The sequence below is a fragment of the Dorea chungnamensis genome, from assembly GCF_039832125.1.
GTDB lineage: Bacteria > Bacillota > Clostridia > Lachnospirales > Lachnospiraceae > JAFBIX01.
This window is the reverse complement of the sequence record NZ_JBDOHT010000002.1, coordinates 228,985-246,479: the sequence shown is the minus strand read 5'-3', so window position 1 is coordinate 246,479 and position 17,495 is coordinate 228,985. Positions and strand designations below refer to the sequence as shown.

At 43.4% G+C, this 17,495-nt stretch carries 15 protein-coding genes, 1 other RNA gene and 1 pseudogene; 5 read left to right on the top strand and 12 right to left on the bottom strand.

Going from position 1 to position 17,495, the window contains the following annotated elements; genetic code table 11:
• Positions 1-116: 116 nt before the first annotated feature.
• The 4 genes from ABE613_RS03055 to ABE613_RS03040 all read right to left on the bottom strand — a co-directional run bounded on the left by ABE613_RS03055 (position 117) and on the right by ABE613_RS03040 (position 3,932).
• Positions 117-1,292: an MFS transporter gene (locus ABE613_RS03055; protein WP_347375659.1), complete on the bottom strand. Its 1,176-nt coding sequence runs from the start codon at positions 1,290-1,292 to the stop codon at positions 117-119.
• Positions 1,293-1,406: 114 nt separating this feature from the next.
• Positions 1,407-2,699, bottom strand: coding sequence for a UDP-N-acetylglucosamine 1-carboxyvinyltransferase (gene murA, locus ABE613_RS03050; protein WP_235232437.1), 1,293 nt, complete (start codon positions 2,697-2,699; stop codon positions 1,407-1,409).
• Between the two features lie 302 nt (positions 2,700-3,001).
• Positions 3,002-3,502, bottom strand: a complete 501-nt coding sequence (locus ABE613_RS03045; protein WP_235232438.1) for a shikimate kinase — start codon at positions 3,500-3,502, stop codon at positions 3,002-3,004.
• A 73-nt stretch (positions 3,503-3,575) separates the two neighbouring features.
• Complete coding sequence (locus tag ABE613_RS03040; RefSeq protein WP_235232439.1) at positions 3,576-3,932, bottom strand: hypothetical protein; 357 nt, start codon at positions 3,930-3,932, stop codon at positions 3,576-3,578.
• 135 nt (positions 3,933-4,067) lie between these two features.
• Between ABE613_RS03040 and ABE613_RS03035 the strand changes: the two genes are divergently transcribed.
• From ABE613_RS03035 to ABE613_RS03020, 4 genes and pseudogenes are all read left to right on the top strand, one after another.
• Positions 4,068-4,601: an XRE family transcriptional regulator gene (locus ABE613_RS03035; protein ID WP_235232440.1), complete on the top strand. Its 534-nt coding sequence runs from the start codon at positions 4,068-4,070 to the stop codon at positions 4,599-4,601.
• Positions 4,602-4,616: 15 nt separating this feature from the next.
• Positions 4,617-5,696: pseudogene (locus ABE613_RS03030) on the top strand (ABC transporter ATP-binding protein); the annotation flags it as partial.
• 499 nt (positions 5,697-6,195) lie between these two features.
• On the top strand, positions 6,196-7,032 hold the full coding sequence (locus ABE613_RS03025; RefSeq protein ID WP_347375657.1) for an ABC transporter permease: 837 nt from the start codon (positions 6,196-6,198) through the stop codon (positions 7,030-7,032).
• A gap of 5 nt (positions 7,033-7,037) precedes the next feature.
• A complete protein-coding gene (locus ABE613_RS03020) occupies positions 7,038-8,933 on the top strand; it encodes an extracellular solute-binding protein (RefSeq protein ID WP_347375656.1) in 1,896 nt (631 codons plus the stop codon).
• A gap of 69 nt (positions 8,934-9,002) precedes the next feature.
• On the opposite strand, the gene ABE613_RS03015 is transcribed toward ABE613_RS03020, so the two are convergent.
• The 6 genes from ABE613_RS03015 to ABE613_RS02990 all read right to left on the bottom strand — a co-directional run bounded on the left by ABE613_RS03015 (position 9,003) and on the right by ABE613_RS02990 (position 15,547).
• Positions 9,003-9,494 carry a tRNA (cytidine(34)-2'-O)-methyltransferase gene (locus ABE613_RS03015; protein ID WP_347375655.1) on the bottom strand — a complete coding sequence of 164 codons (492 nt, stop codon included), beginning with the start codon at positions 9,492-9,494 and terminating at the stop codon, positions 9,003-9,005.
• An 18-nt stretch (positions 9,495-9,512) separates the two neighbouring features.
• On the bottom strand, positions 9,513-10,682 hold the full coding sequence (locus tag ABE613_RS03010) for an aminotransferase class I/II-fold pyridoxal phosphate-dependent enzyme (RefSeq protein ID WP_347375654.1): 1,170 nt from the start codon (positions 10,680-10,682) through the stop codon (positions 9,513-9,515).
• Positions 10,682-11,173, bottom strand: a complete 492-nt coding sequence (locus ABE613_RS03005; RefSeq protein ID WP_347375670.1) for an Lrp/AsnC family transcriptional regulator — start codon at positions 11,171-11,173, stop codon at positions 10,682-10,684. The genes ABE613_RS03010 and ABE613_RS03005 overlap by 1 nt, the downstream gene beginning before the upstream one ends.
• Positions 11,127-12,059 (bottom strand): AIR synthase-related protein, encoded by a 933-nt coding sequence (locus ABE613_RS03000; protein WP_347375653.1) that lies wholly within the window; start codon positions 12,057-12,059, stop codon positions 11,127-11,129. Before ABE613_RS03000 ends, ABE613_RS03005 begins: the two co-directional genes overlap by 47 nt.
• 38 nt (positions 12,060-12,097) lie before the next feature.
• The gene (locus ABE613_RS02995; RefSeq protein WP_347375652.1) at positions 12,098-13,609 is read right to left on the bottom strand and encodes a VanW family protein; all 1,512 of its coding nucleotides are present in this window, start codon (positions 13,607-13,609) and stop codon (positions 12,098-12,100) included.
• A 216-nt stretch (positions 13,610-13,825) separates the two neighbouring features.
• Positions 13,826-15,547 (bottom strand): B12-binding domain-containing radical SAM protein, encoded by a 1,722-nt coding sequence (locus ABE613_RS02990; RefSeq protein WP_347375651.1) that lies wholly within the window; start codon positions 15,545-15,547, stop codon positions 13,826-13,828.
• 134 nt (positions 15,548-15,681) lie between these two features.
• On the opposite strand from ABE613_RS02990, the gene ffs reads away from it, so the two are divergent.
• Positions 15,682-15,943, top strand: an RNA gene (gene ffs / locus ABE613_RS02985) — signal recognition particle sRNA large type.
• Positions 15,944-15,998: 55 nt separating this feature from the next.
• On the opposite strand, the gene tadA is transcribed toward ffs, so the two are convergent.
• Positions 15,999-16,472, bottom strand: a complete 474-nt coding sequence (gene tadA / locus ABE613_RS02980; protein ID WP_347375650.1) for a tRNA adenosine(34) deaminase TadA — start codon at positions 16,470-16,472, stop codon at positions 15,999-16,001.
• Positions 16,473-16,515: 43 nt separating this feature from the next.
• A complete protein-coding gene (locus ABE613_RS02975) occupies positions 16,516-17,460 on the bottom strand; it encodes a DUF6128 domain-containing protein (RefSeq protein WP_347375649.1) in 945 nt (314 codons plus the stop codon).
• Positions 17,461-17,495 lie beyond the last annotated feature (35 nt).

The following is a 17,495-nucleotide window of genomic DNA, read 5'->3' as shown; positions in this document are numbered from 1 at the left end:
ATTATATTGTTAATGTGTACGAGTAAGACTTTACACGCTTTTCCCACACTTGTCAATATGGGGACGGGGGTTTTTTCATTTTCCTCCGTCCCAAATTAAAATATCCCTGTCCCTTTTTAAAATAACCCTGTCCCCACCAGACCAATCAGGCATGCTACGCCTGCAATAATAAATGACAGACTTTGTCCTGCTGCATCTAACAGATAAGAGCATAATATAGAAACGCTTCCATATCCGAGCATGACCGCCCCAAAATTCATACCTTGGTATTTCATTCCAAATTTCTCAGACACTAGCACTGGGAATACGCTCACCACACCTCCGTATACCATACACACAAGTGATATCAGCAACACAAAAAGGCCGCCTCTAGCTACTGTGATTCCAAGAACAGATATCATCGCTACAGCGTACATAATTCGAATTACGATCTTACAACCAGCTTTATCAGACAACCAGGGAGCCGCGAATCTTCCGACGATATTTGCAAATGAAGCGATCATTACGCCTGTGAGTGCCTGTGCGTTTGTCAGTCCCCGCTCCATCCCCAGTGATTTCATCAGTGGATTCACAAGCACATATGCAGGGATTGCCAATGCCATCACGATACTGATCACATAATAGGTTCTGGTCCGCATCATCTCTTTTGTTGTATATTGTCTTTGGCTTTCTGTCCTACCCTGAAGATTATTATGTTCGCTTCCAGAAGACTGTATCATCAATTCCGGAGGAGCTTCTTCTATAAAAAATGCACCCAGACATAATATCGCATAGATAACAGTTACCATCAGCATAGAAAAATGATACCCATGAGTTGCTAACGTAAAATCGCATAAAGGATTCATCAGTACACCAGATATTCCAACTACTCCTACCGTAATTCCAGTCACCAGCCCCCGCTTGTCCGGGAACCATGCCTGCGGCACTGCCACCAGGAGACTAAATGCACATCCAGAACCCAATCCACCCAGAACACCATATCCAACAGAGATCATCCACGGCATATCATATGGTGCTATTCCTGCAAGAAAAAATCCGACACACATGACAAAACTGCCTACCAGAATTGTCCTTTTTGCGCCCAATCTATGCTGTAGATAGCCTCCGATCATATTTCCCACCGCAAATATTCCAATGATAATCGTGAACGGCTGGCTGGACGCTGCCACCGACAGGTCGTATTCACTTTGCACATAAGGCTGGAACACCGTCCATATGTACGGATTACCATGCACAAAATTCACAATAGATGCAATTGCAAGAATCGCATATCTGTTTTGAATCTTTTTCATCTATTTTCTCCAATATTTTACAAAATATTAAAAAGGGACAGGGTAATTTGAAAAAGGGACACGGAAAAATGAATTGGGGACGGAGGAAAATGAAAAAACCCCCGTCCCCAATTATTAGCTGACTTTTAATTTGAACTTTTGAATTTCTTTTTCTGAAGCAACTTTTTCAATAATTCCACCAATTCCGCGAATTTTTTCTTCGAATCTTTCATATCCGCGTTGGATATACACGATATCATCTACGATTGTGATGCCATCGGTCGCGAGACCTGCGATACAAAGTGCCGCTCCTGCGCGAAGGTCTGGTGCGCTGACTCTTGCACCGGAGAACTTCTCTACACCTTCTATTGTAGCGGAATTTCCTTCTACTTTCACATTCGCTCCCATTCTTGCAAGCTCGTCAAGATATTTGAAACGGTTTTCGAAAATGCTTTCTGTAATGATACTTGTCCCTTTGCACAGAGCTAAGGTTACACCGATCTGTGGCTGCATGTCTGTCGGGAATCCTGGATATGGCAGCGTCTTTACATGTGTGCTGGTCAGATCTCCTTTGGATACCACGCGGACTGCATCGTCAAATTCTTCTACTTCGCAGCCGATCTCAATTAACTTTGCAATGGTAGCTTCCAGATGCTTTGGAATTACATTCAATACTGTAACATCTCCCCTGGTTGCTGCTGCTGCGAACATAAATGTTCCTGCCTCAATCTGATCCGGAATTACGGAATATTCTGTACTATGCAGGCGCTGTACTCCACGGATCTTGATAACATCCGTTCCTGCACCTCTGATGTTGGCGCCCATACTGTTCAGGAAATTGGCAACGTCAACAACGTGAGGCTCTTTCGCAACATTTTCCAAAATAGTGGTTCCCTCTGCCATGGTAGCCGCCATCATTACATTAATGGTAGCACCAACACTTACTACGTCAAAATATATATGCTTGCCTACCAGACGCTCTGCCTCAGCAACAATCTTGCCATGTTCAATCTCTACCTCAGCGCCTAATGCACGGAATCCTTTCAAATGCTGATCGATCGGTCTGCTTCCGATATTACAGCCTCCTGGAAGAGCAACCTCGGCACGTTTATACTTTCCAAGCAATGCCCCCAACATGTAGTAGGATGCACGAATCTTCTTAATATAATCATATTCTATGTCAACATTCTGGATGCTTTTTCCGTTAATCTTGACCGCATGACGATCTACTCTATGAACGTTCGCTCCAATACCCGCGATCGCATCCAACAGTACATTAATATCATTTACATCTGGCAAATTATCAATATATACCGTCTCATCTGTCATAATTGCTGCAGCAAGAATAGCCAGAGCAGCATTCTTTGCTCCGCCAATCTCAACTTCTCCGACAAGCGGATGCCCGCCCTTAATAATATACTGTTCCATATTACACCTCAAAACTATTATCTATTACTTACTCTCAAGCTTCTCTATCTGAATCATTATCAATTTTTGTCATTGATTATTTTTGCACTCTTTTTCGCAGTGCCATTCGGTAACCTTCGGTTCCCTCATCACGGGCTCTCGCCCTATAAAAATAATCCCTGACAATCGCTTCTGCAAGCAGAATCATTGTCATTGATTATTTTTGCACTGCTCAATACTCACGTGGACATTATACCATAGAATTGGGATTTGTAAAATAATTTTTACAAATATGTAATTTATCCGTAATATTTCCCAATTTTTTACAGGATTTTCAGCGTTTTTAACACTTCTTCAATTGTCTCTTCCAGATTTAATCCATCTTCTGCAACTGTGACATCCGCATATTTCTCAAATAAGCGAACTCTTTCATCGTAGAGATCCTTCAATGTCTGGCCTTCTTTTAATACAACACCCCTGCCTTTTGCATTTTTCAGTCTCTTATTTATTGTCTCAAAGGACACTTGTAAATATACGACCGTTCCGATTTTTTTATAGTGTTCCATTGCATTTTCACAATATACCACACTTCCTCCCGGTGAGATCACGGTATTCTTCACATCAACTCCTGCATTTACCCGATCTTCTATTTCAAGAAAACCATGAATTCCTTTTTCTTCAATGATTTCGCGTAATAATCTTCCTTCTTCTTCCTGAATTAATATATCTGTATCAACGAATTTGTATCCAAGTCGTTTTGCCACAACAACACCAACCGTACTTTTTCCGACCGCCGGCATTCCAATCAGAATAACATTATTCATTCATATTGCTCCTTCTTCTGTATTTTCACCTATTTTAGCATAAGTTTTTTCTTTCGTCCACTTTTCAAAAATTCTAAAAAAATCGCCTCCGATAGCTTCTGTGCTCACACCGTCTCCTGCATAATTCTTGATATAACATCACTTCAATCAGATCATCCAGCCATCTCCCGGGATCCTTTTCGCCTTCCCTCGCCCGGTCTCCTACCCTTCTGCACATCATCCTTAACTGAAGCCGATCAGGATATTCATCATACATCATACTTCCATCATACTCCATACGGTCACACTCTTCTTCAATGAGCGGAACCAACCGCTTCGCAGTATCTGGGTACAGGCTTTTCATATAGTCGTAATCCCTTCGGTTCATTCTGTCATCGTCAAAAAGTATCGGCGTCTGATACGCCATATAGAAAGGCATTCTCTGATCCATATACACACCTCGATAGAATAAATATCTACATTATTTTATGCAAATGGTTGCATTGTTGCCACAGATATGTATAATAGTAATTGTTTGATATTTTTTAAAAAAAAGTATAGTATTAGCTAACAGGAGGTGAAGAGTTTGGATATAGGAAAGAAGCTCAAGGAATTGCGTCTGCAAAATGATCTTACTCTGGGTGACTTGGCTTCACGCAGTGAGCTTACAAAGGGATTCTTGTCTCAGGTTGAGCGCAATCTGACCACTCCAAGCATCGCAACACTGGAAGATATTCTGGAAGCGCTCGGAACCAATCTGTCAGAATTCTTTCATGAGGAAGAAGAACAGCAGATTGTATTTTCCACGCAAGATTTTTTTGTAGATGAGCAGGAAGATTACCAGATTGAATGGGTAATCCCCAATGCACAGAAAAACAGAATGGAGCCAATCCTTTTGACTCTGAAACCACACAAAAAAAGCCAGATTCTGTCTGCACACCAGGGAGAAGAATTCGGCTACATATTAAAAGGAAGTGTCACTTTGATTCAAGAGAACAAAAGATATCGACTGAAATCAAAAGAGACCTTTTACCTGGACGGCTCAAAAAGCCATTATTTATACAATCACACGAACATCGAAGCAAAAATACTATGGATCACAACACCACCGATGTTCTAAGGAAGGAGAAGTGAGATGGAGGAAAAGAAACTGATTGAATTTCGTAATATCGTGAAGAACTTCGACGGACAGATTGTCTTAAAAGGAATTAATCTTGATATTTACGAAAATGAATTCGTAACACTGTTAGGCCCAAGTGGATGTGGAAAGACTACTTTGCTTCGGATTCTGGGTGGATTTCTGGAAGCAGATGAGGGAAAGGTGATTTTTGACGGCGAAGAGATCAGCCAGAAACCACCTTATGAAAGGGAATTAAATACAGTATTCCAGAAATATGCCCTGTTCCCACATTTGAGTGTCTACGAAAATATTGCATTTGGCCTTAAGATCAAGAAGATGAGTAAGGACGTCATCGAACAGAAGGTCATGAAGATGCTAAAGCTGATTGGTCTGGAAGGTTATGAAAACAAGAATACAACCTTACTGTCTGGTGGTCAACAGCAACGTGTTGCCATTGCAAGAGCCCTGGTAAATGAGCCAAAGGTCCTTCTTCTGGATGAACCGCTGGCAGCTCTTGACCTGAAACTCAGAAAAGAAATGCAGTATGAATTAAAACGGATTCAGCAGGAAGTCGGTATTACCTTCATCTTCGTTACTCACGATCAGGAGGAAGCCCTTACCATGTCAGACAAGATTGTTGTCATGAAAAATGGTGAGATCCAGCAGGTTGGTACACCACAGGAGATCTACAACGAGCCAGCCAACCGCTATGTTGCTAATTTTATCGGCGAAAGCAATATTCTGACCGGAACCATGTTAGAAGACTATAAAGTACGTTTTGACGATATCACTTTTGACTGTGTGGACTTCGGGTTCCGTGAAAATGAAAAAGTAGATGTTATCATTCGACCGGAAGATATAGATATCGTAGATGTCAAAGACGGCAAGATGACAGGAGAAGTTCTAAGCATCTTATTTAAAGGAGTTCACTATGAGATTATCGTAGAGACCGTTCCTGGTACCAGTGTTACCGTCAACATGCGTGTCATCCGTAATCATGATGTAACCAGTGAAGATGGAAGCGAAAAAATCAGCGCGAACAACTTCTATGTAGATGTGGAAGATGTAAAAGACCTGGATGACAAAGAGATCATCGCCCTCTCCAATGCACAGGCATGGGATCCGGTCAGTGATGATTACATCTCAATCGCCAAGATCGAATACGACCTTCAGGAAGAGCCAGGACAATATCCAGTTACTTTCTCAACTTCCAGCGGAACCAGCATCGAGCGTACGATCTTCGTCGTAAACCAGCCATTTGTTAAGAACGAGAAAGCCAACGAAGCGATCATGGCATTTAACTTCTTCAAGACGGTAGACGAGATTACCGAGTCTCAGGCTCTAGACACAGATATCAAGACATGGGCCAACGCTCAGGGCTGGAAATTAAGCAATGAAGACCAAAGCGTAGATATCAGTGTTGATTATGATTTCGATCCTGAAAATATAACCGAAGGTGTATACCAGATTACCTTCTCTACACCAGGACGTGAATTTAAGATTCACACAACCGATTATTCCGAAGTCGGTCAGGAGGTCGGCCTGACATTCTTCCCGGAAGATATCCACGTGATGTCAAGGATGGTATATTAGAATGAAACGTTTTTCACAATTAGCAATTCCTTATATTGTATGGGCTGCGATCATGCTGCTGCTTCCAATGGCACTCATTGCCATGTATTCCTTTACCGAACCAGGGAACAGCATCATATCGTTCTCATTTACGCTGGACCATTATATCAAGTTTTTTACCGACCCTGACTTTTTATTAATTCTCTGGCGTTCCATCATGATTGCTGTAAAGACAACGGTAATCTGCCTGCTTCTTGGCTATCCTGTTGCATATTTTATTGCGCGCAGCAAGGAACGTGTGCAGAATATTCTTGTCCTTTGTATTACCATCCCTATGTGGATCAACATGCTCGTAAGGACTTATGCATGGATTGGTCTGTTAAGTGAAGGAGGACTGATTCAACGCATTTTCAGCCTGATCGGATTTGGCAATACAGAGCTGTTATATACAGAGGCCGCTGTACTGCTCGGCATGGTCTACAACTTTCTTCCATTTATGATCTTACAGATCAATACCTCTCTTTGTAAGATGGACCATTCCTTACTGGAGGCTGGTGCAGACCTGGGAGCAAGCCCTGTGCAGACGTTTCTGCGCATAACCTTGCCACTTTCTCTGCCTGGTGTTATCAATGGAATTACGCTGGTATTCCTGCCTGCTGTCAGCTCCTTCTTTATCCCGAAGCTCCTGGGCGGCGGACAGTATTTCTTAATCGGAAATATGATAGAAAATCAATTCATTACGGTTGGCGAGTGGAACTTCGGAAGTGCCATCTCTATGATCATGGCAATCATTATGATGCTGCTTATGATGGCCGTACGCAAAATTGAGATTCACAACCAGGGCGGAAAGGAGGCATAATCATTATGAAAAAAAGCAAACGCACTTTTGGGAAAATATTAATGATTCTGATGATCGTGTTCTTCTATCTGCCGATCCTGTATATGGTGATCTTTTCATTTAATGACGGAAAGTCCCTGACTGTATTTACCGGATTCTCTCTTCGCTGGTATCAGCATATGCTGGATTCCCACGATATGATGGAATCTTTGTATACAACCTTCAGCATTGCGCTGATCGCAACATTTATCTCAACGATTGCCGGCACGATTGCCGCCATTGGACTTAGCAAATCCAAGAAAATTATCCGGGATATTATGGATCAGGTGAATAATCTTCCCCTGATGAACCCAGAGATTGTAACTGCCATCGGATTCATGCTTCTGTTTATTACATTTAAGATTGAAAAAGGCTATGTTACAATGCTCCTTGCTCATATTGCCTTCTGTATACCTTATGTAATGCTTTCGGTCATGCCGAAGATACGCTCTCTGGACCCCAATCTGGCTGACGCGGCCATGGACCTTGGCGCAACTCCCTGGCAGGCACTTATAAAAGTCATCGTCCCAGAGATTACTCCGGGTATTATCTCCGGCTCATTAATTGCATTTACCATGTCCGTAGATGATTTTATCATCTCTTACTTCGTAACAGGAAGCGGAGTCAAGAACTTAAGTATCATGGTCTACACCATGAGCAAACGTGTAAATCCAAGTATTAATGCGATCTCTACTCTGGTTGTTGTAATCATTACGATTGCACTGATTATCATCAACGTAGGACCACTGTTCATGGCAAAACAGGCAAAACGTACCGATATCAAACGACGCCGAGCACTTGTCCCTGTTCTTGTTGCCTGTTGCGCAATGGTCGGAGTCATCATCTTTGCAAACCTTAACGGAACAAGCAATGCACTCCCTTACAAGGGAGAGACTCTCTATGTATATAACTGGGGAGAATATACCGGGGAACATATCATTCAGGATTTTGAAGCTGCAACCGGTGCCACTGTAGTCATGGAGAACTTTGACTCCAATGAACAGATGTACATCAAGGTGGCCAATGGGGAAGCGTACGATATTCTGGTTCCAAGTGACTATATGATTCAGCGTCTGATTGATGAAGATTACCTTCAAAAACTGGATCATTCCAAACTGGACTGCATGGACAAACTGGCAGATGCCGTAAAAGACCTGCCCTACGACCGGGGCAACCAGTATTCCGTTCCTTATTTCTGGGGAACTGTCGGCATCGTATATGATAAGAACAAAGTAGATATCGAAGATCTGGAAAAGGAAGGCTATAACATCTTCCTGGACGAAAAATATTGTGGGGACATCTATCTGTATGACTCTGAACGAGACTCCTTCATGATGGCGCTAAAAGCCCTTGGATATTCTATGAACACGGACAACGAGCAAGAACTTACAGAGGCTTACAATTGGCTGGTACAGTGTGTACAGACCATGAAACCAGAGATTGTTACTGATGAGATCATTGATAATATGGCGCAGGGAAGAAAGGCTCTGGGACTGATCTATTCAGGAGATGCAGCTTACGTCATGGCAGAAAATGAAGATATGGGATTCTATCTTCCAGAAAGCGGAACCAACCTCTGGTCCGATGCTATGGTCATTCCCAAGAATGCCAAGAATCCAGAACTCGCTCACGAATTTATCAACTTCGTCAGCGATTACGATGGTGCCTACGACAATTCCAGTTATGTAGGATACACTTCCCCGAATCAGGAAGTCATGGATGACCTGTACGGTCCTGGCGGTGACTACGAAGGAATCAGCGCCTACATGCCAAGAACGGATAATGATAACGATGAGGTCTTTGTATATAATGAAGAGACTAGAAAAACCATTAGTAATATGTGGAGCAAAGTAAAGATTGCCGCAAGTAACGCGGACAAATAAAGGCGAAAAATTGGGACGCAATTTTAATCTGCGTCCCAATTTCTCTATTGCCTGCTAAATACACAATCATCACCAATCCAGCCGATGCAGATGGCCTTCCAGATTCATGCCCGCGAATCCATTCTGCCTCAGCGCCTCGTATAAAACGATCGCTACCGAATTGCCCAGATTCAGCGAACGGATATCCCCGACCATTGGAATACGAATACAGTCATCCTTATGCTGCACCAGGATCTCTTCCGGTATTCCGGCACTCTCTTTTCCAAACATAATATAACAGTCTGGCTCATATTGAACTTCTGTGTAGACTTTTGGCGCCTTTGTCGTTGCCATATAGATCTTGGCGCCAGGATTCCTCTCCAGAAAATCATGATAATCGATGTATGTAACTACATCCAGCTGATCCCAATAGTCCATTCCTGCACGCTTCAGATTCTTCTCGTTCAGGCGGAAACCTAACGGTTCGATCAGATGCAGTCTTGTATTTGTTGCCACACAAGTACGGCCGATATTTCCTGTATTTGCCGGAATCTCTGGCTCATGCAACACAATATTCAACATGTCAATCCCTCCTGCTTTTTATCTTTCATTTCTTAATCTTCCCACGAAGGCACCCAGCCTTCCGATAGCCTCCTTCAAGTCTTCCAGCGAATACGCATAAGATACTCTTAAGTATCCTTCTCCACATTCACCAAATGCACTTCCCGGTACGACTGCCACCTTTTCTTCTTCCAGAAAACGAGTGGCAAATTCTTCCGATGTCATGCCAAATTCCTGAATACTCGGGAATATGTAAAATGCACCAAAAGGTTCAAAACAATCCAGCTGCATCCGCTTAAACTCATGAACCAGATACCGTCTCCTCTGGTTGTAAGCATTTCGCATCTGCTGAACTTCTCCCTCACAATTTCTCAAGCCTTCGATTGCCGCATACTGACTGTTCGTCGGCGCACACATAATTGCATATTGATGAATCTTAATCATCTGTTCCATGATTTTCTTCTGCCCACAGATATAACCTAATCTCCATCCAGTCATGGCAAAGCCTTTGGAGAATCCATTGATCACCAAAGTGCGATCTTTCATTCCCGGCAGAGACGCAATGGATACGTGTTCAGATTTGTAAGTCAACTCTGAGTATATTTCATCTGACAATACATACAGATCGTATTTCTTCACAATCTCTGCAATCGGCTCCAGATCTTCCTTTGTCATGATTGCTCCTGTCGGATTATTCGGGTACGGCAGAACCAGAATCTTCGTCTTCGGTGTGATCGCAGCTTCCAATTCTTCCGCTGTCAGTTTAAATTCATTCTTTTGCTGCAATGGGATGACTACCGGCACACCATCCGCAAGAATTGTGCAAGGCAGATATGATACATAACTGGGCTGTGGTATCAGCACTTCATCTCCCGGATCCAACATCGCACGAAAAGCGATGTCAATACCTTCACTTCCGCCCACCGTTACAGCAATCTCACATTCCGGGTCATAAGTTACATGGATTTTTCTCTGCAGATATCGACTGATTTCCTCTTTTAATTCTTTCAAACCGGAGTTCGATGTATAAAACGTTCTTCCTCGCTCCAGTGAATAGATTCCCTCTTCTCGGATTCTCCATGGCGTATCAAAATCCGGCTCGCCGACACCCAGAGAGATTGCATCCGGCATCTCATTAACTACATCGAAGAATTTTCGGATACCGGACGGTTGTATACCAACTACTTTTTTTGATAATGGATCTCTCATTATGGCGTCACCAGCATCCTTTCTTCTTTATTCTTTTTGAACATCAGCGTCCCATGATCTTTGTATTTCTTCAATATGAAATACGTCATAGTGCTTACTACTTCTTCAATCGGAGCCAGCTTGCCGGATACGAATCTGGATACTTCCTGAATCGTCTTGCCCTCTATACTGACCAGAAGGTCATATCCTCCAGAGATCAGGTAGACTGCTGTCACCTCTGGATAATTACAGATTCGTTCTGCTGTCTTATCAAATCCTTTCTCTCTCATTGGCGTAACACGGACTTCAATCAACGCATTGACAAGCTCCGCACCCGCCTTATCCCAATCAATCAAAGTGTGATATCCACAGATGATCTTTTCTTTCTCCATCTGAGCGATCTCGTTGGCAATTGTTACTTCATCCGTTCCCAAAAGAATAGCCAATTCTTCCAGGTTTACTCTGCTATTTTTTTCCAGATACAGTAATATCTGCTTTCTTGTCTCTTCCATCATGCATTCCTCCGCAAAATATTTTCAAAATCTCATCTGGCGCAGGTCGGTCTAAATACCGTATTTCATCTCCATTGTGGAGTATTTTATCATTATTATCCGTCATCTTTCCAATCACTACTGCCTGGATCTGATGACTACGAAGCGCATCTGTCAGTGCTTCCCCATCGTCTGTTACCATCAAAAGGCTTCCAACGGACGTCAGCTGATATGGGTTCAGCCTGTAGTGCTCGCAGACCTCAATCGTCTCCTGCAGCACCGACAAACTCTTCATATCCAATTCCAGCCCTGTCCCTGCTTCTTTCGCCAGATTCCATAAAGCCGCAAGGATTCCCCCTTCAGTAATCTGACGCACGGCAGACACGCCCATGGCTTTTGCAACTTCTATCTCTGTAAGTGCAAACAGATGCTTTCTGTAAGAAAGAATCTGTTTCATAAAAGCCGGCGCAAAACGCTCCCTTAATTCCTGTTCCTTTTCTGCTGCAATCTGCAGCATTCCGTCCATACCTATCCACTTCGTCAGAACAATCTCCTGTCCCGCTCGTCCAGTCTCCAGGCACCACGGTTCTTCCTTAGGCGCACGGGCAACTCCATTTACCACGACCATAGGATAAGCAGCCGCACCGCTCTTTCTCCCGGTAACATTAAGTTCCTCTATCTTCTGTTGTGTACAACTTTCCTTGATGATTTTTTCTATTGCGTGAATTTTTGATGAATACGCATATTCTGGAATCGTTATCTGCACTTCCATCCCCAGACACTTTCCTCCCGCTGCTGCCAACGAGTTGACGACAGCGGCAAGAGCATGGATTACGATATATTTCGACTGCCCATGCACAATTGCAGTTTCACTTAACACGTACTCATCTTGTGTCATTATCTTCATGTCGATTTCCAACTGTTCCTTCTAATACAGATATTTTCTTAATATTGCGAAGCCTGACTGATTGCTTCATTGATCTTCGCCTGATCTTGCGTTGCGATTGCTGACCTTACCAGTGCTGAAGCCTGTGAATTGTCGGAAGCCGTTCCTATCTTAATGATCTGATCGGATTTCTCATACTTACTGCTGTTGATCACATCGCGGCTGACTTCCTCACCATCCTGATACACAATCTTCCACAACTGAGCAGTCTTACCAGTATGCGGGCTTCCCGCGTATTGCATGCTGCCAAGAGCTGCCTTAGGATCTTCCTCATAAGTGATGCCATAATCCTCTGTCTCCAAAGTCTCACTTTCAAACTCAACACTTCTTCCGGCATCTCTCGTATCCTTGCCATAGATACAGAACCGAAGCTGATTGGCACTGTCGATCTCACCTTCAATATAGATCGGCGTATCATAATTATTACGGAATACAAAGTCCAGATAATCCCCGGCTATGGCCGCATCCCTGGAAGGCTCCACATAATTGACGAGCATAGAATGTGGATATCGCTCTACGACTTCCAGTTCTGCAAACAAGACAGCATTATACAATGTTGTGGACACCTGACAGATTCCTCCTCCAAATGAATCTACCACCTGGCCATTCTCATAGGAGCCCGCCTCCACGTATCCATGTTCCGCGTCATATGGAGCTGTCTTATCATGAACCGACAGTTCTTCTCCCGGCATCAATACCGTCCCGTTCAAATGCTCCACTCCCGTCTTAAGGTTCTGCCATCTCTCGCCGCCGCCGGCATCTGTGGAAAATGCTCCCAGCTCATCCTGGATCGTCTCCAGATCTGCCGACACCATTTTCGGTTTTTCCTTCTTCTGAACCATCTCGACCGTCAACGCTTCATGCTTCCACGAGGTATTCAGAGCCTTTTCGATCGCCTGAACAGAAGCCTCTATATTTACTGTCTTGCCTTCTTTTTCTTCCTTGATCTTGAATCCCGTACTGTTCTTTTCAATGGATGCGTCTACCGCATGATTCGCCAATGGAACGATTCTTTCATTGATGACTGTACCGGCCTTCTCTTCATCCAATACAAAAGATTCATCAAATACAACTTTTTCCTTCTTCAGCTTTTTCAACTGACGATACCGCTTCCACAAGCTTCCCTTTTTGCCATAATTGACCGCTTTTTGCACCGTCTTATCCAGGTCCTGATAGCCCAGCCCCATCTCCTCCAGAGATGCTTCTTGTGACTTCTTATCAACCTGCATCGTAAGCGTTAATGCCTGATCCGCTTTCAGATGCTCCATCAATTCGTTTTTCGCTTCTGTTTCAGACATGCCAGAGACATTCACTGCGCCGATATATATATTGTCACATATCTTTTCTTTCGGGAAACCATTGACATAGTGATACAGAACTCCATAACTTACCCCAAAAACAATAGCAAGACACAAAAAACCAAGACACAGAAGAATTCTTCTTCTCTGCCGTCTCAATTTTGACATTCTCTTTTTCTTACGTCTTCTCTTCCTATGATGCTCTCCTGCCATACTACTCTCGTAATCCCCCTTGCCAGATACATTATACCATAAGATATGGTATGATCATGGTCGCAATCATCGCCAATATAATAACCATAATAATAATTGCAATAATTCTTCTGGTTTTTTTGTTATTAAAATTCATAATTTTTCCTTCTTTTTCCTAACGCTATATTTTATACATTTTAAACTTTTTATAAGTATTTTTCAAGACACATTTCTATCTTATTTCCTGTGAAGATCTTGGAAATCTGCCACGCAAGTTCGGGCTTCTTGATTCAACGGATTTTTCTCCATATAATCAAACAGAATATATTTTCCAAAACACGAAAAATATTCCAGGTGTGTCATCTTTCGCATCTGGTTTCTGTTATATGCCTGATAATTCACCAGGTATTTTCGTTTTTCCTCTTCATTTTCGTAAAACGTCCGCAATTCTTCCTTGCTTACTTTATATTCACCTGCAAATTCCGGTCTCGTCTTCGCATTTTCCCGCAAATAATAATCATAAATCAAAAGTTCCCGGTAATATTGGACTTTCTTGGGATGATGATACAGAATATAACTCAACAGAATATCATACCTCGCACTTCTCTTATGCTGAACACTTCCATATCCTTTCTCTTCATAGTATTCCCGCAATCGATCATACATTTCAAAAGAGGAAGTATATTCTCGTTCTAATGCTTCTATCGTATGTGTAAACTGTCTGCTGTTATAGTAAACCTCCACCATCTCTTCGATTCCTTTCAGCCGGATCACATCCTCGTAAGACAGCCACTTTGTATAGAGGACCTCATAGGGCGGTCTGCTCTTATGCTCCAGCCCGTAAGCCTTCTGTTGTTCTTCCATATAAGAACCCTTCAGCACCTTCAAAAATCCCAGCTGTAACTGTTCCGGTTTTAATGCATAGACGTCATCAAAGGAATGGGCAAAGCTCTGGATATCTTCATACGGAAGTCCCGCGATCAGATCCAGGTGCTGGTGAATATTCCCCTTTTTCTGGATTCTTGCGACCACTTCGCTTACTTTGTCAAAATCCATCGTTCTGCGGATTGCCCGGATAGTATCCGGATTGGTTGACTGCACCCCAATCTCAAGCTGCACCAGTCCCGGACGCATACCTTCAAGAATCTTCAGCTCCTCTTCATTCAACAAGTCTGCCGCCACTTCAAAGTGAAAGTTCGTAATTCCATTATCATGCTCTGCAATATACTTCCAGATTGCGATCGCGTGATCATGCTTACAGTTAAATGTTCTGTCCACAAACTTGACCTGCGGCACCTTATGATCAAGAAAGAACTGCAATTCCTGCTTCACCAGTTCCAGATTACGGAAGCGCAGACGCTTGTCCACAGAAGAGAGGCAGTAGCTGCAGGAAAACGGACAACCGCGGCTGGATTCATAATAGACAATCTTGTGCTCAAAATCTTCTATGCGCTGATAAACAAACGGCACCTTGCTCAGATCCATCACTTCTCTCCATGGATTCTCAATGATTGTCCCATCCGCTCTGCGAAATGTGATTCCGGCAAGATTCTCCAGCTCTTCATCCGTATGCTTGCTGCATCGATATATCTTACACAGTTCGGCAAATGTCTCCTCGCCTTCTCCTTTCATGACTCCACGGACCATCGGCAGACGGCATAACACATCCTTCGCATCATAAGATACTTCCGGCCCACCAAGCCATATAGCAAGATCCGGCATCAGTTTCCCAAGTTCTCTTATTAATTCTTCAACCACATCCAGATTCCAGATATAGCAGGAAAAGCACAGCACATCCGGCCTGCGTTTATAGATGTCCATCAGAATATCTTCACTTCGCTGATTAATCGTATATTCCGCCAGCTCCACCCCTTCATCCTGAGAGTATGCCTTCAGACTGTATACTGCCAGATTGGAGTGAATATATTTGGCATTAATTGCTGTTAATAAGATCTTCATACTCATCACCTTAACTGATTATATACTTGCACATCATCCCTGGTCAATAGTAGAAGAACTCTTATAAACTCAAGACAGAGACAAATCCGCTCAGTCCGGTTGACATTTCTGCAAAAATAATGTAAAATAAAGACTCGTGCAGCCGGGGTGTTAGCGGTACCTTGTACCTGCAATCCGCTATAGCAGGGGTATGGTGCGCAGAGGGCACATTTTTGCAGAGCTGCCCTTGATAAGTGGCGTAGATGCCTGGGTCTTACGCGACGGAAATCTGTGAACTGTGTCAGGTCGGGAACGAAGCAGCACTAAGCAGAATCTTCCGGGTGCCGTGAGGGTGCCTGAGCTGAGTTAACTGTCAAGGTAACGTCTGTGAAAATGCGTTCGAAGCGCATCGCACGAAAAAGAGAACAACAAAGCACTTTGCAAGTCATCAATGCTTACAAAGTGCTTTTTTTTAAACTTTTTTCTTCTTTGCCTCCCGCAATTCTTTGAAAAATGATTTCATCATCTGGCTGCATTCTTCTCCCAGCACTCCTGTGGTAAGCTCCACTTGATGGTTGAACTCTTCCATCTGCAGAAGATTCAATATGGATCCGGCACAGCCCGCCTTTGGATTCATGCATCCTACCACAACACGAGTCATTCTTGACTGCACTATCGCCCCCGAACACATCTGGCACGGTTCCAGAGTCACATACATTGTACACTCTTCCAGCCGCCAGTCATTCATCTTCTTACTCGCCTTCTTAATAGCAATCAATTCCGCATGAGCAAGCGTATTCTTATCGATCGTGCGTCGATTATATCCTCTCCCGATAATCTTATCCTGGTATACAATAACACATCCAATGGGCACTTCTCCTATGGCATATGCTTTTCTGGCCTGCTTGATGGCCTCTTTCATGTACTTTTCATCTACACTCGGCATGATCTTCTCCCCATACATATCTTATACAATAAACCTTTGATAGCTAAAATGCTCTTGGCCCTTTTACATAACGACACCAATAGCCAAATTGTTCCGATTCATCGCCCTCATCCTCCGTAAGCTCCAGATCAATCTCCTGAATCGAGATAAATTCAGCGAACCCAAATGCACTTGCCGCTTTTGCTTCCTGCGGATGGTAGATTCCCGGCACGCCAAGTCTTAGTCCCTTTCCATCATCAATGAGAGCAAGATGATGGTAATTATAATATCCATGTAACAAGAAGCTGTTGTTGGCCAGTTTCCACTCACACCGCGGCAGCCTTGCCAGCTCATTGCGTTGAATCTTGGAGCATTGGAATCTGCACGAGGGACACTGTCCTTTTACATCCTGCTCTTCTACAGCCGGTTCTTCTTCCATCGGAATCTGTTCTGCCGTGATCATCTGCTCCTGATGTTCATTTTGCTCCTCCACAGGCCGATGCATCTCTGGCTGATTACGCTCTTTTTGAATGACTGCTTCTTCTGGCGCACGCTCTTCCTCCTCGGCATCCTTCTCTCTTGCCATACGCTCCAGCTTTTCCACAATCGTGACTCGCTCCGGTTTCTGCTGCCATACCCGCATGCGGTCGACATCTACCGGCATATCATCCCAGACTGCGGCATACTTATGCCCATTTTCACTTTCCAGAATCATACCGTTGATCTTCATAAAATTCTCCGGTATGCCCACATCCTCTTTCGTATAATACAGCCTGTAATTAATGGCAGGGTTTACATTATCTACTGTTCCCTGCCATACACCTATACATTCGCCATTTTCCTCATAGAACAGATACAACTGAAGCTTTTTCTCACCCTTCATGTGCAGTCCCTTTCCATGAATATGTACCGCACACTCATCTTCACCCTGCTCTACCTTAATAAATCCTACATTTCGCAGTCTTCTTCCTTGTTCATATTCGTACAGATAACGAATAAAACGCTTCAATTTTCCACTTCCCATTCTGGTTTATTTATCACAAT